Annotated in this window: 19 protein-coding genes and 1 other RNA gene; 14 read left to right on the top strand and 6 right to left on the bottom strand. The window is 72.7% G+C overall.

Features of this window, described 5'->3' with window-relative positions; genetic code table 11:
• The first annotated feature begins 15 nt into the window (after positions 1 to 15).
• The 4 genes from ftsX (at position 16) to ssrA (ending at position 3360) form a co-directional block, all read left to right on the top strand.
• Positions 16 to 933 carry a permease-like cell division protein FtsX gene (gene ftsX, locus ACFV9M_RS05620; protein WP_385073577.1) on the top strand — a complete coding sequence of 306 codons (918 nt, stop codon included), beginning with the start codon at positions 16 to 18 and terminating at the stop codon, positions 931 to 933.
• A 68-nt stretch (positions 934 to 1001) separates the two neighbouring features.
• The gene (locus tag ACFV9M_RS05615) at positions 1002 to 2171 is read left to right on the top strand and encodes a S41 family peptidase (RefSeq protein ID WP_385073579.1); all 1170 of its coding nucleotides are present in this window, start codon (positions 1002 to 1004) and stop codon (positions 2169 to 2171) included.
• Between the two features lie 114 nt (positions 2172 to 2285).
• Positions 2286 to 2825, top strand: coding sequence for an SsrA-binding protein SmpB (gene smpB / locus ACFV9M_RS05610; RefSeq protein ID WP_385073582.1), 540 nt, complete (start codon positions 2286 to 2288; stop codon positions 2823 to 2825).
• A 130-nt stretch (positions 2826 to 2955) separates the two neighbouring features.
• Positions 2956 to 3360, top strand: a transfer-messenger RNA (tmRNA) gene (ssrA, locus tag ACFV9M_RS05605).
• A 155-nt stretch (positions 3361 to 3515) separates the two neighbouring features.
• On the opposite strand, the gene ACFV9M_RS05600 is transcribed toward ssrA, so the two are convergent.
• The 6 genes from ACFV9M_RS05600 to ACFV9M_RS05575 all read right to left on the bottom strand — a co-directional run bounded on the left by ACFV9M_RS05600 (position 3516) and on the right by ACFV9M_RS05575 (position 11395).
• The gene (locus tag ACFV9M_RS05600) at positions 3516 to 4523 is read right to left on the bottom strand and encodes a LacI family DNA-binding transcriptional regulator (RefSeq protein WP_385073585.1); all 1008 of its coding nucleotides are present in this window, start codon (positions 4521 to 4523) and stop codon (positions 3516 to 3518) included.
• Positions 4517 to 6772, bottom strand: coding sequence for an alpha-xylosidase (yicI, locus tag ACFV9M_RS05595; protein ID WP_385073588.1), 2256 nt, complete (start codon positions 6770 to 6772; stop codon positions 4517 to 4519). The genes ACFV9M_RS05600 and yicI overlap by 7 nt, the downstream gene beginning before the upstream one ends.
• Before the next feature lie 10 nt (positions 6773 to 6782).
• A complete protein-coding gene (locus ACFV9M_RS05590; protein WP_385073632.1) occupies positions 6783 to 7643 on the bottom strand; it encodes a carbohydrate ABC transporter permease in 861 nt (286 codons plus the stop codon).
• Between the two features lie 68 nt (positions 7644 to 7711).
• Entirely contained in the window at positions 7712 to 8623 is a 912-nt protein-coding gene (locus ACFV9M_RS05585) for a carbohydrate ABC transporter permease (protein WP_385073591.1), read from the bottom strand.
• The gene (locus ACFV9M_RS05580; protein ID WP_385073594.1) at positions 8620 to 9918 is read right to left on the bottom strand and encodes an extracellular solute-binding protein; all 1299 of its coding nucleotides are present in this window, start codon (positions 9916 to 9918) and stop codon (positions 8620 to 8622) included. The genes ACFV9M_RS05585 and ACFV9M_RS05580 overlap by 4 nt, the downstream gene beginning before the upstream one ends.
• Before the next feature lie 154 nt (positions 9919 to 10072).
• Positions 10073 to 11395 carry an MFS transporter gene (locus ACFV9M_RS05575; protein ID WP_385073597.1) on the bottom strand — a complete coding sequence of 441 codons (1323 nt, stop codon included), beginning with the start codon at positions 11393 to 11395 and terminating at the stop codon, positions 10073 to 10075.
• A gap of 83 nt (positions 11396 to 11478) precedes the next feature.
• Here ACFV9M_RS05575 and ACFV9M_RS05570 point away from each other — a divergent pair, with 83 nt between their 5' ends.
• From ACFV9M_RS05570 to ACFV9M_RS05525, 10 genes are all read left to right on the top strand, one after another.
• Positions 11479 to 12444 (top strand): LysR family transcriptional regulator, encoded by a 966-nt coding sequence (locus ACFV9M_RS05570; RefSeq protein ID WP_385073600.1) that lies wholly within the window; start codon positions 11479 to 11481, stop codon positions 12442 to 12444.
• Between the two features lie 490 nt (positions 12445 to 12934).
• On the top strand, positions 12935 to 13660 hold the full coding sequence (locus ACFV9M_RS05565; protein WP_385073603.1) for a hypothetical protein: 726 nt from the start codon (positions 12935 to 12937) through the stop codon (positions 13658 to 13660).
• 454 nt (positions 13661 to 14114) lie between these two features.
• On the top strand, positions 14115 to 16196 hold the full coding sequence (locus ACFV9M_RS05560) for a bifunctional polysaccharide deacetylase/glycosyltransferase family 2 protein (RefSeq protein ID WP_385073606.1): 2082 nt from the start codon (positions 14115 to 14117) through the stop codon (positions 16194 to 16196).
• A complete protein-coding gene (locus ACFV9M_RS05555; RefSeq protein ID WP_385073609.1) occupies positions 16193 to 17455 on the top strand; it encodes an acyltransferase family protein in 1263 nt (420 codons plus the stop codon). Before ACFV9M_RS05560 ends, ACFV9M_RS05555 begins: the two co-directional genes overlap by 4 nt.
• A gap of 239 nt (positions 17456 to 17694) precedes the next feature.
• Positions 17695 to 19089: a nitrate/nitrite transporter gene (locus ACFV9M_RS05550; RefSeq protein ID WP_385073612.1), complete on the top strand. Its 1395-nt coding sequence runs from the start codon at positions 17695 to 17697 to the stop codon at positions 19087 to 19089.
• A 120-nt stretch (positions 19090 to 19209) separates the two neighbouring features.
• A complete protein-coding gene (locus tag ACFV9M_RS05545; RefSeq protein WP_385073615.1) occupies positions 19210 to 20391 on the top strand; it encodes a uroporphyrinogen-III synthase in 1182 nt (393 codons plus the stop codon).
• A gap of 334 nt (positions 20392 to 20725) precedes the next feature.
• Positions 20726 to 21343, top strand: a complete 618-nt coding sequence (locus ACFV9M_RS05540; RefSeq protein ID WP_385073618.1) for a CGNR zinc finger domain-containing protein — start codon at positions 20726 to 20728, stop codon at positions 21341 to 21343.
• A 313-nt stretch (positions 21344 to 21656) separates the two neighbouring features.
• Positions 21657 to 22241, top strand: a complete 585-nt coding sequence (locus ACFV9M_RS05535; protein ID WP_030167252.1) for a sigma-70 family RNA polymerase sigma factor — start codon at positions 21657 to 21659, stop codon at positions 22239 to 22241.
• A gap of 50 nt (positions 22242 to 22291) precedes the next feature.
• Positions 22292 to 23068 (top strand): anti-sigma factor family protein, encoded by a 777-nt coding sequence (locus ACFV9M_RS05530; RefSeq protein WP_385073621.1) that lies wholly within the window; start codon positions 22292 to 22294, stop codon positions 23066 to 23068.
• Positions 23069 to 23210: 142 nt separating this feature from the next.
• On the top strand, positions 23211 to 25625 hold the full coding sequence (locus ACFV9M_RS05525; protein WP_385073624.1) for a HelD family protein: 2415 nt from the start codon (positions 23211 to 23213) through the stop codon (positions 25623 to 25625).
• Positions 25626 to 25687 lie beyond the last annotated feature (62 nt).

Genomic DNA, 25687 nt, shown 5'->3' with positions numbered 1-25687 from the left:
CCTGAACAACACGCCATGCGCGCCCAGTTCGTACTGTCGGAGATCGGTGTCGGTCTCCGTCGCAACCTGACGATGACCTTCGCCGTCATCGTCTCCGTCGCCCTGTCGCTCGCCCTGTTCGGCGGGTCGCTCCTGATGAGCGACCAGGTCGGCGCCATGAAGGGCTACTGGTACGACAAGGTCAACGTCTCGATCTTCCTCTGCAACAAGAGCGACGCCGAGTCCGACCCCAACTGCGCCAAGGGCGCGGTGACCGAGGACCAGAAGAAGCAGATCACGTCCGACCTGAAGAAGATGTCGGTCGTCGACACGGTCACCCACGAGTCCCAGGACGAGGCGTACAAGCACTACAAGGAGCAGTTCGGCGACTCCCCGCTGGCGGCCTCCCTCACGCCGGACCAGATGCAGGAGTCGTACCGCATCAAGCTGAAGGACCCGGAGAAGTACCAGGTCATCGCGACCGCCTTCGACGGGCGCGACGGCGTGCAGTCCGTGCAGGACCAGAAGGGCATCCTCGACAACCTCTTCGGGCTGCTGAACCTGATGAACCGGGCCGCGCTCGGCGTCATGGCGCTCATGCTGATCGTCGCCCTGCTGCTGATCGTCAACACGGTGCGTGTCTCGGCGTTCAGCCGTCGGCGGGAGACCGGGATCATGCGGCTCGTGGGCGCGTCCAGCTTCTACATCCAGGCGCCGTTCATCATGGAGGCCGCCGTCGCCGGTCTGATCGGCGGTGCGCTCGCCTGTGTCTTCCTGGTCGTCGGCCGGTACTTCACCATCGACCACGGCATGGCCCTGTCCTCCAAGCTCAACCTGATCAACTTCGTCGGCTGGGACGCCGTGCTGACGAAACTTCCGCTCATCCTCGCCACGAGCCTGCTGATGCCCGCGCTGGCCGCGTTCTTCGCGTTGCGCAAGTACCTGAAGGTGTGACGCATGCCAAGGGGGCCGTACGGGCAAGCGACCGTGCGGCCCCTCGGCGTTCCCCTAGACTCGCCGCCATGTCAGGCCGTGATCCGCTGAGTTCGCCCCGCCGCTTCGGCCGCGGGGCCGCCCTGACGGTGGTGTTCGCGAGCGTCCTCGTCGCGGGTGCGGCGACCGGCTCACTGCCCGTCGACGGCCGCGGCGCACCGGCCGACCGGTCGCGCGCGACCGCCCCGGGCGCGGAGGCCGAGGCGGTGACCCGGGCCGCCGAGGAGGCGATGGCCGACGGGAAGTCGCCCCTGGAGGCCGCCGAACGCGCCGTCAGCCGCAGTGGGGACCGCTGGGCGGCCGTCTACTCGGAGGGCGAGTACGAGGAGTTCGAGGAGTCCCTCGACGGCCGGTACACCGGAGTCGGCCTGGAGGCACGCCGTGAGCGGGACGGGCTGATCGAGGTGACCGAGGTGCGGTCCGGGTCGCCCGCGGCCGCCGCCGGGATCCGCGCGGGCGACCGGCTGCGCAGCGTCGACGGGAAGGCGGTCGACGGCCGCCCGGTCACCGAGGTCGTCGCCCTGCTGCGCGGCGACGCGACGGACGCGCCCGCGGGCACCACCGTCCGCCTCGGTCTGGAGCGCGGCACGCGCGCGTGGACGCAGACCCTGCGCCGGGCCCGCCTGTCCGCCGACCCGGTCACCGTGCGCGCGCTCGGCGAGGGGGTCACCGTCATCACCGTCACCGCGTTCACCAGGGGCGTCGGCGACACCGTCCGCGAAGCCGTCCGGTCGGTGCCGGCCGACGCCGGGATCGTGCTGGACCTGCGGGGCAACTCCGGCGGCCTGGTCACGGAGGCCGTCTCCACCGCCTCCGCCTTCCTCGACGGCGGCCTGGTGGCCACCTACGACGTCGACGGCGAGCAGCGGGCCCTGCACGCCGAGCCCGGCGGCGACACCGACCGGCCCCTGGTGGCGCTCGTCGACGGCGGCACCATGAGCGCGGCCGAGCTGCTCACCGGCGCGTTGCAGGACCGCGGCCGCGCGGTCGTCGTGGGCTCCCGCACCTTCGGCAAGGGCTCGGTGCAGATGCCGAGCGAGCTGCCCGACGGCTCCGTCGCCGAGCTGACCGTCGGCCACTACCGCACCCCGTCCGGCCACACCGTCGACGGCACCGGCATCACCCCGGACCTGGAGGCCGACGACGGCGCGCTGGAGCGGGCGGCGACCGTGCTGAGCGGGCTCGGCGACGCGTCCTGAGCGGGTTCGGCGACGCGTCCTGAGCCGGCGCGGATCTCCGCGCGGCGGACCGCGTAATCGGCTTTCCCTCAGGCCCCCCGCAGGTGCGAAAATGGCCGCACTATGAGCAAGGGCATGTACGTACCGAAAGAGTCCCAGCCGAAGCAGGGCAAGCAGACCGCGGGCAAGGACGGCGAGAAGGGCGGCAAGCGCCGGATCGTCGCGCAGAACAAGAAGGCCCGGCACGATTACGCGATCATCGACACCTACGAGGCCGGTCTGGTGCTGACCGGCACCGAGGTGAAGTCGCTGCGCCAGGGGCGGGCCTCGCTGACCGACGGCTTCGTCCAGGTGGACCGGGGTGAGGCGTGGCTGCACAACGCACACATCCCCGAGTACAGCCAGGGCAGCTGGACCAACCACTCCGCGCGCCGCAAGCGCAAGCTGCTGCTGCACCGCGAGGAGATCGACAAGCTGGCCGTGAAGTCGGAGGAGACGGGCCACACGATCGTGCCCCTCGCCCTGTACTTCAAGGACGGCCGGGCCAAGGCGGAGATCGCGCTGGCGCGCGGCAAGAAGGAGTACGACAAGCGGCAGACCCTGAGGGAGCAGCAGGACCGCCGGGACACCGACCGGGCGATCGCGGCGGCGAAGCGGCGGCAGCGGGGCGCGTAGGAGCCGGGCGTTCACCGGCCGGCCGGCGGCGGGTCGCCGCCCGGTGGGAATAGGCTGGCATCGTCGTGCGTTGGTCACGTACGATGGCACCTGTGCCTCACAGCGGGCACGACGATTGAAAAATCAACATGGGGATGATCGGTTTCGACAGCGGATGTCGAAGCAGGGGAAGCGTGTCGAGGAAGCGGCCATGATCTCGTAAACCACAGGCCGAAAAAAATAATCGCCACTGTTAAGAGCGATTCTCCCAAGGCGACGCAGTTCGCCCTCGCTGCCTGATCTCAGGTAGCTAGGCAACTGCCCCTTAACAAGGGAGTGTCAGCCCGGGCTCGTTCCCGACCCGGATCCTGGCATCAGCTAGGGAACTAAACCTCCATCCCGGTCACGGGGTGAAGAGGGAAACCAAACAGTGACTGGGCCCGTCGGCGACTTGTTCGCGTGATCGCCGGGGCCGAGAAAATCGAAGCGAACTGCACACGGAGAAGCCCTGGTTCTGCACCGTTGGACGCGGGTTCGATTCCCGCCATCTCCACGAGATGGAGGTGGCCTGTGCTCGCGGACAGAGCGAGCACAAACCACCTCGCCGTATTTTCCGGGGGCATGACCCCCGGACCCCCTCATCCCATGTATACGCAGGCCCCGTTCCCCCTCCAGGGAGACGGGGCCTGCGTATGTCCTCACCGGCTCCGCTCAGGCCGGACGCGGTGCCGTGCTCTCCCGCCGGGTCAGCCGGGGCGGCAGCAGGGTCGCCCCGGGCACCTCGCGGCCGGAGAGCTGCGCCATCAGCAGCTCCACCGCCCGCGTGCCCACCTCCGCGGCGGGCAGCGCCACGGAGGTGACGGGCACGCGCAGGGACGCGGCGAGCTCGTCGGGGCAGATCGCCGTGACCGACAGATCCGCCGGCACCCGCAGCCCGAGCTCCCCGAAGGCGTCGATCAGGGGCTCCAGGACCGCCTCGTTGTGCACGACCACACCCGTCAGCGCGGGCTGCTCGCGCAGCAGCCGCTCCGCGACCCGGCGGGCGGCGGCGGGCGTCGCCTCGCACGGGTGGACGGCGCAGGAGAGCCCGGCCCGGTCGGCGGCAGCGGTGAACCCCTGCACCACACGCTGCGCGAACGCCGTCCCGCGCACATACACCTCCGGCGGCGAGCCGACCAGCGCCACGACCCGGTGGCCGAACTGCGCCAGATGCTCCACACAGGCCTCGCCCGCCGCCCGGAAGTCGAGGTCGATGCAGGTCAGCCCGGCCGCCTCGTGCGGGAACCCGATCATCACGGACGGCCGGTCGAGGGAGCGCAGCAGCGGCAGCCGCGGGTCGCGGAGCTGCACGTCCATCAGGATCAGGGCGTCCACCAGCGCGGTGTCCGCGACCCGGCGCAGCCCCTCCTCGCCCTCCTCCTGGGTGAGCAGCAGCACATCGTGGTCGTGGCGCCGGGCGGCCACCGCCACCGACACCGCGAACCCCATGACGACCGGGACGTGGATGCCGGTTCGCAGCGGCATCACCAGCGCCAGCACGTTGGAGCGTCTGCCGGCCAGGGCCCGGGCGCCCGCGTGCGGCCGGTAGCCCAGTTCGCGGATGGCGTCCTCGACGCGCCGCCGGGTCGCGGCGGAGATCGGGCGCTTGCCGCTGAGCGCGTACGACACGGTGCTGGGGGAGACCCCGGCGTGCCGGGCCACGTCCGTGATCTTCACCATCGGTCCAGCTCCAGGGTGAGGAAGCCGCTGCCGGCCCGCGCCCGAGCCGTCCGGTCCCCCGCGGCCAGCGCCCACGGCGCCGAGGGGTCACTGGCGGAGGCCCGCAGGGTGTCGCCCTCCCGGACGACGGTGAAGGTGACCGCGCCGACCCGCACGCTCACCTGGGCGCCGCGCCGCAGGCCGTACGCGCGCAGCGTGACCCCGTCGGCGTGGGCGTAGTCGGGCCGGTCGGCGTGCGCGCCCACCGGGAGCACCGCGCCGGGCCGGACCAGCAGCGGCAGGCTGAGGACGTCGTGCCGCTCGCGCACCCAGCGCGGCCCGGTCACCGTCCGTCCGGTGAGGTAGTGGGTCCAGGCGCCCTCGGGCACGTAGTAGGCGACGTCTCCCTCGTCGTCGAAGACGGGCGCGACCAGCAGGTCCGGGCCGAGCATGTACTGCCGTTCCAGATGGGCGCAGCCGGGGTCGTCGGGGAACTCCAGGACCATCGCCCGCATCACCGGCACGCCCTCCTCGTGGGCGACGCGCGCGGCCTCGTACAGGTAGGGCAGGAGCCGCATCTTCAGCCGGGTGAAGTGGCGCAGCACGTCCACGGACTCCTCGTCGAACAGCCACGGCACCCGGTACGAGGAGGAGCCGTGCAGCCGGCTGTGCGAGGACAGCAGCCCGAAGGCGACCCACCGCTTGAACAGCGCGGGCGTCGGCGTCCCCTCGAAGCCGCCGATGTCATGGCTCCAGAAGCCGAACCCGGACAGTCCGAGGGAGAGGCCGCCGCGCAGCGACTCCGCCATCGACGCGTACGTCGCCTCGCAGTCCCCGCCCCAGTGCACCGGGAACCGCTGCCCGCCGGCCGTCGCCGACCGCGCGAACACCACCGCCTCCCCTTCCCCCCGGTGTTTGCGCAGCACCTCGAAGACGGTCCGGTTGTACAGGTACGTGTAGTAGTTGTGCATGCGCTCCGGGTCGGAGCCGTCGGACCAGACCACGTCGAGCGGGACGCGTTCGCCGAAGTCGGTCTTGAAGCAGTCGACGCCCTGGGCGAGGAGCGCCTCCAGTTTCGCGGCGTACCAGTCGCGGGCGGCCCGGGAGGTGAAGTCGACCAGGGCCATGCCGGGCTGCCACAGGTCCCACTGCCAGACACCGCCGTCGGGGCGTCTGAGCAGGTGCCCCAGGGCCTTGCCCTCCGCGAACAGCGGGGACCGCTGGGCGATGTACGGGTTGATCCACACGCACACGCGCAGGCCCCTGGCCTTGAGCCGGGCCAGCATGCCCTCCGGGTCCGGGAAGACCCGCGGGTCCCACCGGAAGTCGCACCAGTGGTGCTCCCGCATCCAGAAGCAGTCGAAGTGGAAGACGGAGAGCGGGAGTCCGCGCTGCCGCATGCCCTCGATGAACGAGGTCACCGTCTCCTCGTCGTACGACGTGGTGAACGACGTCGACAGCCACAGGCCGAACGACCAGGCGGGCGGGAGCGCGGGGCGGCCGGTGAGGGCCGTGTACCGGCGCAGGACGTCCTTCGGGGTGGGGCCGTGGACGACGTAGTACGTCAGTTCCTGGGTCTCCGCGCTGAACTGCACCTTCGACACCGTCTCCGAGCCGACCTCGAAGGAGACCTTGCCGGGGTGGTCGACGAAGACGCCGTAGCCCGCGTCGGTCAGGTAGAACGGGACGTTCTTGTAGGCCTGTTCGGTGGCGGTGCCGCCGTCGGCGTTCCAGATGTCGACGACCTGGCCGCCCCGGGTCAGCGGGCCGAAGCGTTCGCCGAGGCCGTAGACGTTCGTGCCGACGCCGAGGGTGAGCTGTTCGCGCAGGTAGTGGGCGCCGGTCGCGTCCCGCATGATGCCCATGCCCTTGGGGCCGCTGGAGGTGAGGGTGCGCCCGTCGGCGAGGAACTCGACCTGCCAGGGACCGGAGCGGGCCACCCGCACCGACAGCGCGCCGGAGGTGAGGGTGGCGTGGTCGTCGTCGCGGGAGATCCGGGGGTCGGTCTCGCCGCCGGCGACGTCGAAGACCGGTCCGCGCGGCTGTCCGCCGGTGAGGTGGGTCAGGGTGACGCCGATGACGTCGGGCATCGGGGTGTGGACGGTGATCGTCATGACGGGTCCCGTCAGCAGGTCGCCGCGCGAGCGGACGGGCCGGGTCGGCGCGTGCACCTCCAGGGCGCCGTCGCTCGCCTCGACGTCGAGGACGCCGGCCGGGTGGGCGGCCGTGACCCCCTCGCGCAGCAGCCAGTAACCATCGGTGAACTTCATGTGGGGGTCCTTACTTCACGGCGCCGACGGCGATGCCGCGGGTGAGCGTCCGCTGGAAGAGGAGGAAGAAGACGAGGGCCGGGAGCACGCCGAGCAGGGCGGCCGCGTTGGTCATCGTGGCGTCCATCAGCCGCTGGCCCTGGAGGACGCCGAGGGCCACCGACACCGTCTGGTTGTCGTTGGAGACCAGCATGACCAGCGGGAGCAGGAACTCGTTCCAGGTCCAGACGAAGAAGAGGACCAGGAGCACGCCGAGGGTGGGCCGGCTGACCGGGACGACGACCCGCCACAGCACCTGCCACGTGTTCGCGCCGTCGATGCGGGCCGCCTCGATGATCTCGCGGGGGAACTCGCGCAGCACCGACGACAGCAGATACGTGCCGAAGGCCGCCTGGAGCACCGTGAAGACGATGATCACGCTCAGCCGGGTGTCGTACAGGCCCGCCTGCTTGCTCAGGTGGTAGACGGGGTAGACCAGCGCCTCCTGCGGCAGCACGGTCGCCAGGACGAAGAAGGCCAGCACCCAGGCGCGGCCCCTGATCCTGCCGATGCCGATCGCGTACGCGTTCAGGACCGACAGGACCGCCGCGAGCACCGCCACCGCGCCGCTGATCAGGAACGAGTTGAACAGCTTCCGGCTGTAGTCCACCCGCTCCCAGAAGTCCTTCAGGCCGTCGAGGTAGAGGCCGTCGGGCAGGCTCAGCGGGCCGCTCCGGGCGTACTCCGCGGGGGACTTGACCGCGTTCACCACGACGATCAGGAACGGGACGACCATGAAGAGCGCGCCGAGACAGAGGGCGATCAGGACCGGGTAACGGCGCAGGGCCGTCGTCGTACGGGTGCCCGTCGTCGTAGGCGTGCCCGTCGGCATGCGCGTGTCCGTCTTCGTAGGCGTGCCCGTCGTCATGCGCGTGTCCGTCTTCGTAGGCGTGCCCGTCGTCATGCGCGTGCCCCTTCCTCGGCGTCCTCGGCGCGCGTCTGCAGGGTCAGGCCGACCAGGGACAGGGCCAGGACGATCACGGTCAGCACCGTGGAGATCGCGGCGCCGTAGCCGACCTGGGTCTTCTCGAAGTAGGTGGTGAAGGAGAAGTAGGAGGGCACGTTCGTCGCGCCGCCCGGGCCGCCCTTCGTCAGGACGTACACCGCGCCGAACACCTTCAGCGCGGCGATCGTGCACCAGGTCAGGACGACGTGGATCTCCGGGCGGAGCTGCGGCAGCGTGATGTGCCGGAAGCGGCGCCACCAGCCGGCGCCGTCCAGTTCGGCCGCCTCGTGCAGCTGGGGGTCGACGCGTTGCAGACCGGCCATGAAGATCACCAGCGGGAAGCCGAGCTGCACCCACACCATCACGCCCATCACGCTGTACAGCGCGAGGTCGGGATCGCCCAGCCAGTCCCGCTGCCATCCCCCGAGCCCGACCGCCTTCAGCAACGCGTTCAGGGAGCCGTCGTCGGGGGCGAGGATCCAGCTCCAGACGATCCCCGCGACCGCGATCGGCAGCACCTGGGGAAGGTAGAAGCAGGCGCGCAGGACGGCGGTGATCCGGGCGCCGAAGTGCCGGCCGACGTGGTCGAACAGGGCGGCCGCGAGGACCAGCCCGATCGCCGTGGGCACGGCCGCCATGGCGACGACCATGAAGAGGCTGTGCCGGAACGACTCCCAGAAGTCCGCGTCGTCGAACAGCTCCCGGTAGTTGGCGAGCCCCGACCACGTCGGGCTGCCCACCCCCTGCCAGTCGGTGAAGCTCACCCCCGTGTTCATCAGGAACGGGACGACGACCACGGCGAGGAAGGCCAGGACGCCGGGGAGGAGGAACAGGGCGTAGGAGCCGCGGGCGCCACGCGCCCTCATCGCTTGGGTACTCCCTTGTCGTACGCCTCCTGCAACGCGTCCAGGTAGGCGTCCGGCTCCTCGCTGCCGGTGATCAGCTTCTGCGTCTCGGAGACCAGGACGTCGTAGAAGCCGGCCACCGGCCAGTCGGGGTAGAAGGCGAGGCCGTCCCGGTCGGACAGGGTGGTGAAGTCGGCGATGAGCTTCTTGGCCTTCGGGTCGGTGATGGCGGAGGTGTCCGCGGCGACCGGGACTCCGCCCTTGTCGCCGAGCAGGTTCTGGATCTTCTTCGACAGGGTGATGTCGATGAAGTCGTAGGCCAGCTCCTTGTTTCCGGCACTCTCGGGGACGACCCAGAGGTTGCCGCCGGAGCCGAGGGTGAGGTCCGAGCCGGGCCACAGGGTCGTGCCCCAGTCGAACGTCGCCTCGTCCTGGAAGCGCCCGTACCACCAACTGCCGGAGAACAGGATCGGCGCCTTGCCCCGGAGGAAGGAGACGCCGGCCTCCTCGGCCTTGGCGCCGGTGGAGTTCTTGCCGATGTACCCCTTCTCCACCCAGTCGGCGAAGGTCTCGGCGGCGTACGTCCAGGCCGCGTCGTGGAAGTCGGTCTTCCCCCGGTACAGCTCGTACGCGTCCACCCAGGCGCGGTCGGCCTTGGACAGGGCGAGCTGGTACAGGTACTGGTGGGCGAGGTACTCGGCGCCGGAGTTGGCGAGCGGGGTGATGTCGTTCTCGACGAACGTGTCCATCGCCGCGACCAGGTCGTCGAACGTCTTCGGCTCGCCGAGCCCGTACTTCGCGAACAGGTCCTTGTTGAAGTAGACCATCGTGTACTCGGCGTAGTTCGGCACGCCGTACCACTTGCCGGAGCCCATCACGCCGTCGGCGTCGTACTGGCTGGTGGTGCGTACGCCGGGACCGATGAGCTTGTCCCAGCCGCGCTCGGACGCCTCGGCGGTCAGGTCCGTGAGCAGGCCCTGCCGGGAGAGCAGGCCCGTCGTCGCGTTGCCCTTGTTGTACTCCATGAGGTCGGGAGCGTCGGAGGAGTTCAGGACCATCGGGGCGGTCTTCTGGATCTGTTCGAAGCTCTTCTCCTCGAACTCGACCTTCACGCCCGGGTGCTGGGCCTCGAACTCCTCGACGGCCGCCGCCCAGGCCACGCCCATCGCGCTGTTCGGAGCCTCGTAGTGCCACAGTCGCAGGGTGTGGGCGTCGGCGGAGCCGCCGTCGCCCGATCCTCCGCAGGAGGCCAGGAGCAGGGCCCCCGCAAGGGCCGCGGCCGCTCTCGCCTTCCCACGCCTTCGTGCCGTCCACATCCTGTGCCTCCAGGGGAGCCGGATGGTTCTTCGGGCAGGAACGGTCGTCACGCGGTGTACGTCGGACCGGTGCGTCGACCGGTGCGTCGAACCGATTCGACGCGTGACGTCGAAGCGCTTCGACGGGCGAAGGTATGCGGCTGTTGTGTGCGCGTCAATGGGATGGACGGGAACGGCCGGTTCCGGCGCGCGGGGCGACCGGGGCGACCGGGGCGAGGGAGAGCAGCAGGGCGGCCGCGGCCGCCGTGACCGGCACGGCGAACCCGGCGGTCGGGGAGACGTGTTCGACGATCCACCCGCCGGCCGCGCTGCCGCAGGCGATGCCCCCCAGCAGACCGGTCACGGCCAGGGTGATGCCCTCGTTGAGGCGGCCTTCGGGGGTGCGCTCCTGGACGAGGGTCATGGTGGTGACCATCGTGGGCGCGGTGGCCATGCCCGCGACGAGCAGGGCGGCCGCCAGCAGCGGGAGCGAGCCGGCGACGGTCGCCGCGAGCAGCGGGAGGGTGAGCAGCGCGGTCATCGCGGCCACGGTCCACGGATGGCGCCGTGCGGCCGGCCCGGACGGCCGCACGGCCCCGTACACCAGCCCGGCCGCGCACGAACCGGCCGCCTGGAGCGCCAGGACGGCCCCGGCCGCGGTGGCGTGCCCGCGCGCGTCCGCGAACGCGATCGTGACGACCTCCGTCGCCCCGAACACGGCACCCAGCGCCAGACAGACCACGAGCAGCGCGGGGATGCCGGGGCTGCGCAGCGGCGATCCGGCCTGCGTACGGGGGTGCGGGGGCGGTTCGGTCGAGCGCTGGGCGGCGAAGAGCAGGACGCCGGTCACCAGCAGCACCACGCCGACGAGCGTGCCGGCCTCGGGGAAGAACGTGCCGCACAGGAAGGCCGCGAGGACCGGGCCCAGCATGAAGCACAGCTCGTCGACGGCCTGTTCGAAGGAGTTCGCGGTGTGCAGGGCGGCGCCGCCCGACGGGACGTCCTTGAGCAGGTGGGCCCAGCGGGCGCGGGACATGCCGCCGGTGTTGGGCGTCGTCGCGGTGGCCGCGTAGGAGGCGAACAGCGTCCAGTCCGGCGCGCCGCGGCGGACGCACAGCACCAGCGCGAGGCTGCCCAGCGCCGCGAACAGCGCGGCGGGCACGGCGATCCGGGCCTGCCCGTACCGGTCGACGAGCCGGGCGGTCCACGGCCCGACCAGCGCGGTAGCGGCGAGCCCGGTCGCGGTGACCGCGCCGGCGAGGGCGTACGAGCCGCGCGTGCCGGCGATCATCACGACCGCGCTCACGCTGAACATGCCCATGGGCAGCCGCGCGAGGAGGTTGCCCGCGGTGAAGGCGCGGGCGCCGGGGAGGGCGAGGAGGTGGCGGTAGGTGCCGGCTGGGGTGTGTGCGGGGGGTCGGTCGGGGGCGCCGGTGGGGGCCGGGTGGGGGGCGCCGGTCGGGGTCCGGTCGGGGCCGGGCTGCGGCAGGTGAGGCATGGTTCCACCGTCGTCCGCCGCCGATCCGGGGGTCCAACACCTTCTGCGTACCGATTGACGCACCGGCGTTGTAAGTTCACCGGATGCCCGCTCACCTCGACCCCCGACTCCTGCGCGGCTTCCTCGCCGTCGCCGAGGAACTCCACTTCACGCGTGCCGCGGCCCGGCTGTACGTCGCCCAGCAGGCGCTCAGCCGGGACGTACGGCGGCTGGAGCGCGAGCTGGGCACCGAACTGTTCGTGCGGACCACCCGGCACGTGACGCTCACCCCGGACGGCGAACGGCTCGTACCGCACGCGCGCCGGGTGCTCCAGGCCCAGGAGGACCTGCTCGCGGCCTTCCGCCAGGCCCGCCCCCTGCTGGTCGACCTGAACTCCCCGGGACTGCAGACCGGGCGCCGGGTGCTGTACCGGGCCCGTGAACTCGCCCCCGAGCAGGAGCTGATGGCCCGCTACGAGAGCGGCCTGACCGGTGCCGCCGTCGAGATCGTCGCGGGGCGGCTGGACGCGTCGTTCGGCCGGTTCGCGGGCCTGGAGGCGGCGCTGCGGGCCCAGTTGGAGCACCAGCTCGTGCGGTACGAGCCGATGGCGGTCCTGCTGCCCGAGGGGCACCGGCTGGCCGCGTCGGCGGAGGTGCCGTTGGGCGCGCTGGCGGGGGAGCGGGTGTACGCGGGCGCCGGCAACTGGCGGACGCCGGAGTGGACCGACCTGGCCCGGCTCCTGTTCGAGGGGTTCGGCATCGAGATCGCCCCGGCCGCCCCGCTGGTCGTCGGGGTCGAGGAATTCCAGCGAATCATGGCAAAAGATGCCGTTCCGATCCTCGTGGTGGTGGGATTTCCGGCCATGCCTGGAACGGTGCTGCGGCCGCTCGTCGACCCGGTCCCGCTCTCCCCCGTGTCGCTGGTGTGGCGAAAGGGGCTGGTCCATCCGGCCCTCGACGCATTGCGCCGCGCGGCGGTCGAACTCGGGTTCGCCGAGTCGTGGCTGGAGCGACCTGTCAAGGGATGGATTCCAGCCATAGACATGAACATGATATCAACGGACAAATAAGACATCGCGCGTACGGGTGAAGCGCCTGCGCTAGATTCGGCGGCCTGAGCAAGAAGGGGTGAACGGGGGCGCGCGGACCGGGTGGGGGCCCGGGGCCGCCGACATCTGCCACGTCGCCGCAGGCGCATCCGTTCCTCACCCCTGGTGTCCCGTGGGGGGAAACACGCACGTGAAGAATTGGCGGGAAGATGCCCAACCGGAGTGGCCGGAGGCGGCATCGCCGACCGGAGACGTACCGGTCGTGGAGGGGAACACCCAGGCGTTCACCGAGGTCGCGAAGCAGTCCTCGTCGGGTGTCCCGGGGGTGAATGCCCCGGGTTCGCCCTCGCTGTCGTCGTCACTGTCCTCGTCACTGTCCTCGTCACTGTCGGCGTCACGGTCCTCGGTGTCGACCGCGGGGCCGTTCGGCGGTGACCGGGGGGCATCGGCGGAGATATCGCCGCGAACCGGTCGCCCGGCGACCTCGAACGCCCTGTCCGAAAACGAACGGTTGAGCGGAGGTCTTCGGGATCCCTGGGCGGAGGTCTCCGTCGGCATCGCGGACGGGCTGCCGCCCGACGCGGTGACCGGGGAGGGCGGGCAGGATCACGATCCCGACGAGGTGACCGTCCAGCTCGACTCCCCGCACCGGGTCCCGGGCGCGCGCGGCGACGGCCCGGAGGCGTCCGACGTGCCCGTGTTCGTCGACGAGTCCGGCCGCCGCAGCCGTACGTTCCGCCGGATCGGCATCCTCGTCGCACTGGCCTGCTCGGCCTACGCCGTCGTCATCGTCGCCACGCTCCTCTCGGGCAACGCCGGCGCGCCCTGGCTGCCGGTGCCGGGCCAGAAGGACGACGAGCCGGCCGGCCGGGTCGACACCTCCCCGGCACCCAGCGCGTCGGCGGCGGACCCGGCCTCGCCGGGCTTCGCCGCGCCCGGCCGCCCGGGCGTCACCGCCTCCGGGCCCGCCGCGGTGGCGCCGGGAGCGGCGAGCGCGGCGCCGAGGGCGTCGGGCGGTGCGGTGACGCCGAGCGCGTCGGCGGCCGCCGTACCGCCGCGGCCCGCGCCGAGCGCTCCCGCCCGGCCGACCCCGGTGGCCGGCAGCGAGAGCCCGGCCCCGGTGCCGAGCAGCCCGGCCGCCTCCCCGCCGCCGGACCCGTCGCCCTCGGCCAGCGCCGAACCCTCGCCCGCCTCCTCCCCGTCACCGGCCGGAGGAGCCGAGGGCCCTGCGGCCTGACCGCCGTCCCTGAGATCCCGGATTCCCGGATTCCCGGATTCCCGGATTCCCGGATTCCCGGATCCCCGGATCCCCGGATTCTGCGATTTCCCCGGTTCTGCCGATTTCCCCGAAAGAACGACTTCTCATGTCCCCACGCACCAGCCGGCGCGCGTCCCGACGCCCCGCCGGTCAGTCCGTCCATCCCACACCCGGCGACGGCGACGGCACCGAGGCCGAGGCCGAGTGCGCCGAGCCTCGCCCGCGCAGCCGCCGTTCCGCCGGACGTTCCACAGGGCGGTCCTCCGGGCGGTCCTCCGGGCGGCCCGGAGGACCGCCCGGCCGCCGCCGGTCGCCAGGGCGCCGGATATCCGGCGGGGCGCCCGGCGGGACTCCCGGCGAGGCCCGCGGGACCGTCCGCCGGCGTCTGCTCCGGCCGTTACGCCTGCGGCACCTGCTCCCCCTGCTCGTGCTCATGGCGATGATGGCGATGCTGATGCTGCGCGGGTACGTCCACAGCGAGGTCCTCGCCGACCACCGGGTCCGCCCCGACGCCGCCGCCGACCGGGTGCCGCGCCGGATCCTGGACGGCGGCCCCGTCGTCGACACCCGTGGCGGACGGGCCACCAGCATGGACGTGCCGGACGGCCGGATCGTCCTCACCTTCGACGACGGCCCCGACCCGCGCTGGACCCCGAGGGTCCTGGACGTCCTGAAGAAGTACGACGCGCACGCCGTCTTCTTCATCACCGGCACCATGGCCAGCCGCCACCCCGACCTCGTCCGGCGCATGGTGGACGAGGGCCACGAGATCGGCCTGCACACCTTCAACCACCCCGACCTCTCCTACCAGTCGAAGAAGCGCATCGACTGGGAGCTGACCCAGAACCAGCTCGCCCTGGCGGGCGCCGCCGGCATCCGCACCTCCCTCTTCCGCCCGCCGTACTCCTCCGGCGCCTCCGCCCTGGACAACACCTCCTGGCCGGTCACCGAGTACGTCGGCAGCCGCGGCTACCTCACGGTCCTCACCGGCCTCGACAGCGAGGACTGGCGCCGGCCGGGCGCCGCGCGGATCGCCCGGAACTCCACGCCCGAGCACGGCAGGGGCGCGATCGTCCTCATGCACGACTCCGGCGGCGACCGCGGCCAGACGGTACGGGCGCTCGACACCTACCTGCCCGAACTCCAGCGCCGCGGCTACGCGTTCGAGAACCTCACCGAGGCCCTGAACGCCCCCAGCGCGCACACCGAGGTCACCGGCCCCGACCTGTGGAAGGGCCGCGCCTGGACCGCCCTGGTCAAGGCCGCCGACGGCCTGACCGGCGTTCTCGTCGTGGGCCTGGCCGTCATCGGCTTCCTCGTCTTCGCCCGCTTCGGCCTGATGCTGCTGCTGTCCGGCCTGCACACGCGCCGCACCCGACGGCGCGACTTCGTCCGGGGCCCCGACGCCCCGGTCACCGAACCGGTGTCGGTGCTGGTCCCGGCGTACAACGAGGCCAAGTGCATCGAGAACACGGTGCGTTCCCTGGTGCGCAGCGACCACCCCGTCGAGATCCTGGTCGTCGACGACGGCTCGTCGGACGGCACCGCCCGCATCGTCGAGGAACTGGACCTGCCCGGCGTCCGGGTCGTCCGCCAGCTCAACGCGGGCAAACCCGCCGCGCTCAACCGGGGCATCGCCAACGCCCGGCACGACATCGTCGTCATGATGGACGGCGACACCGTCTTCGAACCGTCCACCGTCCGCGAACTGGTCCAGCCGTTCGCCGACCCGGAGGTCGGCGCGGTCGCCGGCAACGCCAAGGTCGGCAACAAGGACACCCTCATCGGCGCCTGGCAGCACATCGAGTACGTGATGGGCTTCAACCTCGACCGCCGCATGTACGACGTCCTGCGCTGCATGCCGACCATCCCCGGCGCGGTCGGCGCGTTCCGCCGCTCGGCGCTGGAGCGCGTCGGCGGCATGAGCGACGACACCCTCGCCGAGGACACCGACATCACCATGGCCCTGCACCGCGACGGCTGGAAGGTGGTGTACGCCGAGAAGGCCCGCGCCTGGACCGAGGCCCCCGAGTCGGTGCAGCAGCTGTGGTCCCAGCGCTACCGCTGGTGCTACGGCACCATGCAGGCGATCTGGAAGCACCGCCGCGCCCTGGTGGACCGCGGCCCGTCGGGCCGCTTCGGCCGCGTCGGCCTGCCCCTGGTCTCGCTGTTCATGGTGGTGGCCCCGCTGCTGGCCCCCCTCATCGACCTCTTCCTCGTCTACGGCCTGCTGTTCGGCCCGACGGGCAGGACGGTCGCGGCCTGGTTCGGCGTCCTCGCGGTCCAGGCGGCCTGCGCGGCGTACGCGTTCGTCCTCGACAAGGAACGCCTGACCCCGTTGGTCTCCCTGCCGTTGCAGCAGCTGCTCTACCGCCAGCTGATGTACATCGTCCTGCTCCAGTCGTGGATCACCGCGCTCACCGGCGGCCGGCTGCGCTGGCAGAAACTGCGCAGGAAGGGGCAGGTGGCGGTGCCGCCGGGCGAGGCGGCCGTGGAAGGGGGCGCGGCGCGATGAGCACCCGGTCCTCCGAGCCCCCGGTGGCGGAACCCGCGGCGCCCACGCCGACCGGCCCGCCGACCGGCCAGCAGGCCGGCCCGCCGACCGACCAGCAGGCCGACCCGCCGGCCGACCCGGGCGGTGCCGGCGCCCGGCCGTCCCGCGACCGCTACTTCGACCTCCTCCGCGCCGTCGCCCTCTCCCGCGTGGTCTTCTACCACCTGATGGGCTGGGCGTGGCTGCCGGTCGTCTTCCCGTCCATGGGCGTGATGTTCGCCCTGGCCGGCAGCCTGACGGCCCGCTCGCTGGACAGGCGCCCGGCCGTGGACGTCGTCCGGGGCCGGCTGCGCCGCCTGCTGCCCCCGCTGTGGCTGCTGGGCGCGGTCGGCGTGACGGGCATGCTCCTCGCCGGCTGGGGCCCCGACGCGGAGGGGCACCCCGGCTGGTGGTGGCTCCACCTCGCCTTCTGGATCCTCCCGTTGAGCGATCCGCCCTACGGCGAGGGCCTGCCCGGCGTCCCCGGCCTGATCGCCGACGACTGGGCGGTGGCCCTGGGCGTGCCCCTGTGGTACCTGCGTGCCTACCTCTGGTTCGTCCTGCTCTCCCCGCTGCTGCTGCGCGCCCTGCGCAGGCTGCCCTGGGCGACGGTCCTGGCGCCCCTCGCGCTGTCGGCGGCGCTGGAGTCCGGCCTGGTGGCCGTACCGGGCTGGCGCGCGGAGGCGGTCCTCAGCGACGTCGGGGCGTTCGGCGCCTGCTGGCTGCTGGGCATGGCCCACCGGGAGGGCGTCCTGCGCCGCCTGCCCCGCTACGTGGTGCCGTCCCTCGCCCCGGCCGTGGCCGCGGCGGGCCTCTGGTACGCCCTCGCCCACGACCCGCGGCCCGGCCACGACCTGGACGACATGCCGTTCGCCCAGTCCCTGTGGTCCTTCGCGGCCGTCCTGCTCCTGCTGCACATCAGCCCGGCCTGGCACACCTGGCCGCCCCGGCTGCGCCGCTGGGACCGCCTGATCGCCCTCCTCAACTCCCGCGCCGTCACGATCTACCTGTGGCACAACGTGTGCATCGTGCTGACCGAGGCGCTCTGGGACCACCTGTGGGACATCACCGCGCTGGAGGAGGGCACGCCGTGGCTGCTGGAGAGCCCCTGGCCGCAGCTGCCGGTGGTGTGGCTGCTGACGGCCGGGTGCGTGCTCTGCTTCGGGTGGGCCGAGGACCTCGCGGCGGGCCGCGGACCCCGGCTGTGGCCGGACGGCGGCCCCACGCGCCGACTGGGGTGAGCGCGTGCCGTCGGGCGTGAGCGCGCGGCCGGGGTGAGCGCGCTCCCACGGGCCCGGCCCGCCCCCCGCCCCCCGCACCGCGCCCCAAGACCTCTCACCCCGCCTCCGCCCGAGGTGAGAGCAACGTTCCTTTCCGGTCACCCATGGCCACAGTGCGGAAACGCGTGCTCCCTACCTTCGGGAAGCATCACCGCTCATCACCCCGGACCACCCGAGCCCCGGAGCACCGTGGAGGCGTCATGACAGCCCCGAGCACAGCCCCCGCACCCCCGACCTCCCCGAGGCGGGGGGGCCGCTGGATCGAGCAGTGGGACCCGGAGGACGAGGCAGCCTGGCAGGCGGGCGGCGAGAAGATCGCCCGGCGCAACCTCGTCTTCTCCGTCGTCTCCGAGCACATCGGCTTCTCGATCTGGACCATGTGGTCCGTGCTGGTGCTCTTCATGGGCCCGGAGTACGGGCTGACGCCCGCGGACAAGTTCCTGCTGACGTCGGTGGTGACGCTGGTCGGGGCCGTCGTCCGGGTGCCGTACACCTTCGCCGTCGCGATCTTCGGCGGGCGCAACTGGACGATCATCTCGGCCGGCCTGCTGCTGGTGCCCACCATCGCCGCGTTCGCCGTGATGAAGCCGGGGACCTCGTTCGACACCTTCCTCCTCGTCGGCCTGCTGGCGGGCATCGGCGGCGGCAACTTCGCCTCCTCCATGACCAACATCAACGCCTTCTTCCCGCTCCGCAAGAAGGGGTGGGCGCTCGGGCTCAACGCGGGCGGCGGCAACATCGGCGTGCCGGTGATCCAGCTGGTCACCCTCGCCATCATCGGGGCCGGCGGCGGGCCGCGCGTGCTGCTCGGGATCTACATCCCGCTCATCTTCGTCGCCGCCGCCCTCGCCGCGCTGTGCATGGACAACCTCGCGTCCGTGAAGAACGACACCGGCGCCGCCAAGGACGCCGCGAAGGACGCCCACACCTGGATCATGTCCTTCCTCTACGTCGGCACGTTCGGATCGTTCATCGGCTACAGCTTCGCCTTCGGGCAGGTGCTGACCACCCAGTTCGGCCGCACCCCGCTCCAGGCCGCCTACCTCACCTTCATCGGCCCGCTCCTCGGCTCGCTCATCCGCCCCCTCGGCGGCTGGCTCGCCGACCGCTACGGCGGCGCCCGCATCAGCCTCTACAACTACGTCGGCATGGCCGCCGCCACCGCCGTCCTGGTCTGGGCCAGCATGCAGAAGTCGCTGGCGCTCTTCGTCGCCGTCTTCGTCGTGCTGTTCGTGCTCAGCGGGCTCGGCAACGGGTCGACGTTCAAGATGATCCCCGGCATCTTCCAGGCGAAGGCCGTCGCCCAGGGCCTGGAGGGCGAGGCGGCCGCGAGCTACGGCCGTCGTCTCTCCGGCGCCTCCATGGGACTCATCGGGGCCGTCGGCGCCCTCGGCGGCGTCGCCATCAACCTCGCTTTCCGGCAGTCGTTCCTCTCCTACGGCTCCGGCACCGGCGCGTTCGTCGTCTTCCTCGCCTTCTACGCCGCCTGCTTCGCGGTCACCTGGGCCGTATACCTTCGCCGTCCGGCGGGCCGGATCACCGCGTCCGGCGGTACCTCCGAGGCGAAGTCGCAGCTCAGCTACGCCAAGGTGTGACGTAACACTGGCGACATGAAGCCGAACCGAGCCTGTCACGCACCGTTGACAGGCTCGCTCGGCATGCGGGTGACACCACACCTCGTGTAAGTGCTTCGACTCGAGTGCGGGACGAGAGTTATGCAAGAGCAACAGCAGCAACCGGACCACGGGCCCGGCGGCCGGGACGGCGAGCAGTACGGACCCCTCGCCGGTTTCACCGTGGGGGTCACCGCGGCGCGCCGGGCCGACGAGCTCGGAGCGCTGCTCCAGCGGCGCGGTGCGGCGGTACTGCACGCGCCCGCCCTGCGGATCGTGCCGCTCGCCGACGACGGCGAGCTCCTCGCCGCCACCAAGGACCTCCTCGACCAGGCGCCGGACGTGGTCGTGGCCACCACGGCCATCGGCTTCCGCGGCTGGGTCGAGGCCGCCGACGGCTGGGGGCTCGGCGAGCAGCTCCTGGCCCGGCTGCGGAACGTGGAACTCCTGGCGCGCGGGCCCAAGGTCAAGGGAGCCATCCGCGCCGCGGGCCTCACCGAGGACTGGTCGCCGTCGAGCGAGTCGATGGCGGAGGTCCTCGACCGGCTGCTGGAGGAGGGCGTCGACGGCCGTCGGGTCGCCGTCCAGCTGCACGGCGAGCCGCTGCCCGGCTTCGTGGAGGCGCTGCGGGCCGGGGGAGCGGAGGTCGTGGGCGTGCCGGTGTACCGGTGGATGCCGCCGGAGGACCTCTCGCCGCTCGACCGGCTCCTCGACGCCGCCGTCTCCCGCGGAGTGGACGCGATCACCTTCACCAGCGCGCCGGCCGCGGCCTCGCTGCTGACGCGGGCGGAGGAGCGCGGCCTGCTGGCCGAGCTGCTCTCGGCGTTCCACCACGACGTCCTGCCGGCCTGCGTCGGCCCGGTCACCGCGCTGCCGCTCCAGGCGCGCGGCGTGGACACCGTCCAGCCGGAGCGGTTCCGGCTCGGGCCGCTCGTGCAACTGCTGTGCCAGGAGCTGCCGGGCCGGGCGCGCGCCCTGCCGGTCGCCGGGCACCGGATGGAGATCCGGGGGCACGCGGTCCTGGTCGACGGCGCGCTGAAACCCGTGCCGCCGGCCGGGATGTCCCTGCTGCGGGCGCTCTCGCGGCGGCCCGGCTGGGTCGTGCCGCGGGCCGACCTGCTGCGGGCGCTGCCGGGGGCCGGGCGCGACGAGCACGCCGTCGAGACGGCGATGGCGCGGCTGCGTACGGCTCTGGGGGCGCCGAAGCTGATCCAGACGGTGGTGAAGCGGGGATACCGCCTGGCCCTGGACCCGGCGACGGACGCCAAGTACGCGGACGTGTGAGCGGACGGTGAGGGCCCCGGACCGCCGCCGCCCTCACCGCCCGCCGCCCACCGGCCCGGCCCCCCTCCCGGCCCGGGCGGGGTGCCGTCCCGAGCCCTCGGCCCGCCCCGGACGGGCCCGCCCCGGACGGGCCCACCCCGGACGGGCCCGCCCCGGAACCCCGCCTGGGCCCCGGACCGGCCTCCGCCCCAGCCCCCGGCCGGCCTCCGCCCCAGCCCCCGGCCGGGCGGGTGTCCCGCGCCCGCCGCCGGTACAGGGGGTTCCGGCGATGCGGCGCACCCGGCACTGTGAAGGGAACGCTTCCCGAGGAGCCTTCCCTAGGCGGTGACCGCACATGGCGCTGGGTACGCCTCCGTCCCCGTACGACCTGCGGTTCGACGCCGGACGGGTCTGCCTGGACCTCCTCGCCACCACCCACCCCCTCGAACGGCTCGACGCCGTCGGGCCGTTGTGCGCGTGGATCGCCGGCTCGGGACTCGTCCCGCCCGGCACCCGACTGGCCCACGCCGGCCCCGCCTGGCCGGCCGCCTTCCGCGAACTGCGCGCCGACATCGGCCGGTTGGTGACCGCCGGGCTCGCCGGTGACCTCCGCCCGTACGCCGGTTCCCGGTCCCACGCCCTCGCCCTCTCCCTCGCCCGCGTCAACGACGCGGCCCGCGCCGCGCCCCCGGCACCCCGCGCCGTACCCGGTCGGGACGGCACGCTCGTACGGGCGCTGGACGGGCCACCGGAGTGCGCCGCACTGCTCGCGGTGGTCGCCCGGGACGCGGTGGAACTGCTCACCGATCCCGCCGCGCGGGCGCGGCTGCGGCAGTGCGAGGGCGACAACTGCCCGATCGTGTACGTCGACACGTCCCGCGGGCGCCGCAGACGCTGGTGCTCCAGCGAGGTCTGCGGGAACCGGGAGCGGGTCGCCCGGCACCGCAGAAGGGCCGCGCTCGCGCGCGCGTGACACGCGTCCGGGCCACCGCCGTCCGTCCCGCCGCGCGGCGCCCTCCGTCTCCCCGTCCGCCCGGGCCGCGCTCGGGGCGGCGGCCGCCCAAGTGACCTAGCCCACACGCCGGTTGCCGTCACCGTCCGCCGGGCGGCGCCCGCCCTCTCTGCCATGTGGCGGAAACGTGAAGGAAGAGGGGCGGGAATGTGACCTCATGTCCCTCTCGTCACGACACCCCGAGGAAATCTGTCAGTTCGGTTTGAACACGCGACGAGCCGTTTCCGTACCGGTGGGGGAGCGACCGACTCGGGGGAACCCCCGGACACCGGAGGTGGGCGTGCGCAAGGATGCGGCCGTGGCCAATGAACGCGGATCGAGGGCCCGACATCGCATGTCCTCACAGCCCTCGGAACCCGACGAGGAGCTGATGCGCGCTCTCTACCGGGAGCACGCCGGGCCGTTGCTCGCCTACGTCCTGCGCCTGGTCGCCGGAGACCGGCAGCGCGCCGAGGACGTCGTGCAGGAGACACTCATCCGTGCCTGGAAGAACGCCGGACAGCTCAATCGAGCGACCGGATCGGTACGCCCCTGGCTGGTGACGGTCGCACGCCGCATCGTCATCGACGGCCACCGCAGCCGGCAGGCCCGGCCGCAGGAGGTCGACCCGTCGCCGCTGGAGGTCATCCCCGCGGAGGACGAGATCGACAAGGCGCTGTGGCTGATGACGCTGTCCGACGCGCTCGACGACCTGACCCCGGCGCACCGGGAGGTGCTCGTCGAGACGTACTTCAAGGGGCGTACCGTCAATGAGGCGGCCGAGACGCTGGGCATACCCAGTGGCACCGTGCGCTCACGGGTTTTCTATGCCCTGCGGTCGATGAAGCTGGCTCTGGAGGAGCGGGGGGTGACGGCGTGATGAGCATGTACGGGGGGTTCGGAGCGGGTGGGTCGGGTATGTCTGGTCCCATGCAGGGAGCTGTGGGATCTCCGGGCCCGAGCGAACACGAGACCGTCGGCGCCTACGCCCTCGGCATCCTCGACGACGCCGAGGCGACCGCCTTCGAGGCCCACCTCGCCGGATGCGAGTGGTGCGCGCAGCAGCTCGACGAACTCGCCGGGATGGAGCCCATGATGGCCGCCCTCGCGGACCTGCCGGGTGCCGGCACCCCCGCGATCGGCGAGTCCCTGTCCGCCCGGCCCGGTCCACGGCTCGTGGAGAAGCTCGTCGGCGAGATCGCCGACCGCCGCGCCCAGAAGCGCCGGCGCGGCTTCTACATGATCGCCGCGGCGGCCGCGCTGATCGTCGGCGGCCCGTTCGTGGCCATGGCGACGAGCGGCGGCGACGAGGGAGGCGGGACCCCGCAGGTGCTGGCGGACGCCGGCTCCGCCAAGACCGCCTTCGAGACCCTGACCGACAAGGTCACCGCCACCGACCCGGGCACCAAGGTCACGGCGACCGTCGCCACCCAGGAGAAGGCCTGGGGCACCGAGGCCGTCGTGGAGCTGAAGAACGTGGCGGGCCCGAACAAGTGCTCGCTCATCGCGGTGGGCCACAACGGCGAGCGCGAGACCATCGCGTCCTGGTCGGTCCCGGAATGGGGCTACGGCCTCCCCGACGCCAAGACCGAACAGGCCAGGAACCCGCTCTACGTCCAGGGCGGCGCCGCCCTCAGCCCGGACGAGATCGACCACTACGAGGTCTCGACCTTCGACGGCGAGAAGCTCGTCGAGGTCGACGCCTAGCACCCCACCCGCCCGGCGACACGGCGGCGACCGGGCCCGCCCCGCGAGCCCGCCCCCGCGGATCCGCCGGGCGGGCCCCTCGCCTCCAGGGGCTCCCTTCGCGTACGGTTGACGGCTGCCCAGCACGTCAGAAGGGGGCCCGGTGGCCGCTCAGGCACAGCAGGAAACCGCGGTCGGCCCGGTTCCGGACACAGTTCGCGACCGGGAGATCACCATCGAACAGGAACACCTGGACCGGGTGTACCGCCGCCTGGAGGAGAAGATCCACGAGGCGGAGTTCCTCATGCACGACGCGGCCCGCCGCGGCCAGGTCGGCACGCCCGGCGCCCTGGCCGAGCGGGACGCGCAGGTCTTCCGCGCGGGCGTCCACCTCAACCGGCTCAACAACGAGTTCGAGGACTTCCTCTTCGGCCGGATCGACCTGCTGCTCGGCAAGGACGGCAAGAAGGGCCCCGACGGCGCCTACACCGCCGTGGAGCCGGCCGAGGGCGCCATCCGTCCCGACCGCACCGCCGACATCGCCGAGACCCTGCACATCGGCCGCATCGGCGTCCTCGACGAGGACTACAGCCCGCTGGTGATCGACTGGCGGGCACCCGCCGCGGCCCCGTTCTACCGCTCCACCCCGGTCGACCCGGGCCGCGTCGTGCGCCGCCGGGTCATCCGCTCCAAGGGCCGCCGGGTGCTCGGCGTCGAGGACGACCTGATGCGTCCCGAGCTGACGGCCTTCCTCGACGGCCGTGAACTGCCCGCCATCGGCGACGGCGCCCTCATGGCCGCCCTCGGCCAGGCCCGCAGCCACACCATGCGCGACATCGTCGCCTCCATCCAGGCCGAGCAGGACCTGGTCATCCGCGCCCCCGCCGCCTCCGTCACCCACGTCGAGGGCGGCCCCGGGACGGGGAAGACGGCCGTCGCCCTGCACCGGGCGGCCTACCTCCTCTACCAGGACCGGCGCCGGTACGCGGGCGGCATCCTGATCGTCTCGCCGACCCCGCTGCTCGTCGCGTACACCGAGGGCGTCCTGCCCTCCCTCGGCGAGGAGGGCCAGGTCGCCATCCGCGCCATCGGCTCCCTCGTCGACGGCGTCGAGGCCACCCTGTACGACTCCCCGGCGGTGGCCCGCGCGAAGGGCTCGTCGCGCATGCTGAAGGTGCTGCGGAAGGCGGCGCGGGGCGCTCTGGAACTGGGCCGTCCGGGCGCTCCCGCCGCCGGACAGCCCGCCCCCGGGCAGCTCGCCCTCGGACAGCCCGCCCCCGGACAGCTCGCCCTCGGGGAGGAGGACGAGGACACCGCCCCGGCCCCCTCCGGACCGCCCGCCCGGCTGCGCGTGGTCGCCTTCGGCCGCCGGCTGGAGCTGGAGGCCGAGGACCTCGACCGCGTCCGCCGCACCGCCCTCGGCGGCACCGCCCCCGTGAACCTGCTGCGGCCCCGCGCCCGCAGGCTCCTCCTGGACGCCCTGTGGGAGCGCTCGGGCGCGGCCGGCCGGCACACCGACCCCGAGCTCGCCGCCGAACTGCGCTCCTCCTTCGACGAGGACGTGACCGGCGAGGACTCCTTCATCGCGTTCCTCGACGCCTGGTGGCCCGAGCTCACCCCGCAGTCAGTCCTCGCGGCCATGGCCGACGAGCGGCGGCTCGGCCGCTGGGCCCGGCGGATCCTCAACCCCGGCGAGGTCCGCAAGGTCGCCCGCTCGCTGCGGCGCGACGGCCACACCGTGCACGACATCGCGATGCTCGACGAGCTCCAGGCGATCCTCGGTGCCCCGGCCCGCCCGCGGAAGAGACGCGAGTTCGACCCGCTGGACCAGCTGACCGGCCTGGAGGAGCTGATGCCGGTCCGCGAGGAGTCGCAGCGCGAGCGGGCCGAGCGACTCGCCCAGGAGCGCACCGAGTACGCCCACGTCATCGTCGACGAGGCCCAGGACCTCACCCCGCTCCAGTGGCGCATGGTCGGCCGCCGGGGCCGGCACGCCACCTGGACGGTCGTCGGCGACCCCGCCCAGTCCTCCTGGTCCGACCCCGACGAGGCCGCCGAGGCCCGCGACGAGGCGCTCGGCACCCGGCCGCGCCGCCGCTTCCGGCTCACCGTGAACTACCGCAACCCGGCCGAGATCGCCGAGCTGGCCGCGAAGGTCCTGGCCCTGGCCATGCCCGGCGCCGAGTCCCCGTCCGCGGTCCGCTCCACCGGCATCGTGCCCCGCTTCACCGCCGTGACGGACTCCCTCGCCGCCACCGTGCGCGCCGAGGCCGAACACCTGCTGGAGCGGGTCGACGGCACCGTCGGCGTCGTCGTCGCCATGAACCGCCGCGCCGAGGCCCGGCGCTGGCTCGCCGGCCTCGGCGACCGCGTCGTCGCCCTCGGCAGCCTGGAGGCCAAGGGCCTGGAGTACGACGCGACGGTCGTCGTGTCGCCGGCCGAGATCGCCGACGAGTCCCCGGCCGGCCTGCGGGTGCTGTACGTGGCCCTGACCCGGGCGACCCAGCAGCTGACGGTCGTGTCGGGGGAGCGGGACGAACCGGACGCCGACGGGGTGCCGGACCTCCTGAGGGACTGACCGGACGGAACCGTTCCTGTGAACTCCCCGGACGGGAATGGTCCCGGCGCATCCGTTTGTTA

The organism is Streptomyces sp. NPDC059895, from assembly GCF_042731035.1.
Classification (GTDB): Bacteria; Actinomycetota; Actinomycetes; order Streptomycetales; family Streptomycetaceae; genus Streptomyces.
The sequence above is the reverse complement of the archived record's forward strand: the minus strand, read 5'-3'. Positions and strand labels throughout refer to the sequence as shown.

Excerpts from the sequence above, each read along its gene's own strand:
- ftsX (WP_385073577.1), top strand. The coding sequence starts at position 16 with ATGCGCGCCCAGTTCGTACTGTCGGAGATCGGTGTCGGTCTCCGTCGC.
- ACFV9M_RS05615 (WP_385073579.1), top strand. The coding sequence starts at position 1,002 with ATGTCAGGCCGTGATCCGCTGAGTTCGCCCCGCCGCTTCGGCCGCGGG.
- smpB (WP_385073582.1), top strand. The coding sequence starts at position 2,286 with ATGTACGTACCGAAAGAGTCCCAGCCGAAGCAGGGCAAGCAGACCGCG.
- ACFV9M_RS05600 (WP_385073585.1), bottom strand. The coding sequence starts at position 4,523 with ATGGTGAAGATCACGGACGTGGCCCGGCACGCCGGGGTCTCCCCCAGC.
- yicI (WP_385073588.1), bottom strand. The coding sequence starts at position 6,772 with ATGAAGTTCACCGATGGTTACTGGCTGCTGCGCGAGGGGGTCACGGCC.
- ACFV9M_RS05590 (WP_385073632.1), bottom strand. The coding sequence starts at position 7,643 with ATGCCGACGGGCACGCCTACGACGACGGGCACCCGTACGACGACGGCC.
- ACFV9M_RS05585 (WP_385073591.1), bottom strand. The coding sequence starts at position 8,623 with ATGAGGGCGCGTGGCGCCCGCGGCTCCTACGCCCTGTTCCTCCTCCCC.
- ACFV9M_RS05580 (WP_385073594.1), bottom strand. The coding sequence starts at position 9,918 with ATGTGGACGGCACGAAGGCGTGGGAAGGCGAGAGCGGCCGCGGCCCTT.
- ACFV9M_RS05575 (WP_385073597.1), bottom strand. The coding sequence starts at position 11,395 with ATGCCTCACCTGCCGCAGCCCGGCCCCGACCGGACCCCGACCGGCGCC.
- ACFV9M_RS05570 (WP_385073600.1), top strand. The coding sequence starts at position 11,479 with ATGCCCGCTCACCTCGACCCCCGACTCCTGCGCGGCTTCCTCGCCGTC.
- ACFV9M_RS05560 (WP_385073606.1), top strand. The coding sequence starts at position 14,115 with ATGGCGATGATGGCGATGCTGATGCTGCGCGGGTACGTCCACAGCGAG.
- ACFV9M_RS05555 (WP_385073609.1), top strand. The coding sequence starts at position 16,193 with ATGAGCACCCGGTCCTCCGAGCCCCCGGTGGCGGAACCCGCGGCGCCC.
- ACFV9M_RS05550 (WP_385073612.1), top strand. The coding sequence starts at position 17,695 with ATGACAGCCCCGAGCACAGCCCCCGCACCCCCGACCTCCCCGAGGCGG.
- ACFV9M_RS05545 (WP_385073615.1), top strand. The coding sequence starts at position 19,210 with ATGCAAGAGCAACAGCAGCAACCGGACCACGGGCCCGGCGGCCGGGAC.
- ACFV9M_RS05540 (WP_385073618.1), top strand. The coding sequence starts at position 20,726 with ATGGCGCTGGGTACGCCTCCGTCCCCGTACGACCTGCGGTTCGACGCC.
- ACFV9M_RS05530 (WP_385073621.1), top strand. The coding sequence starts at position 22,292 with ATGCAGGGAGCTGTGGGATCTCCGGGCCCGAGCGAACACGAGACCGTC.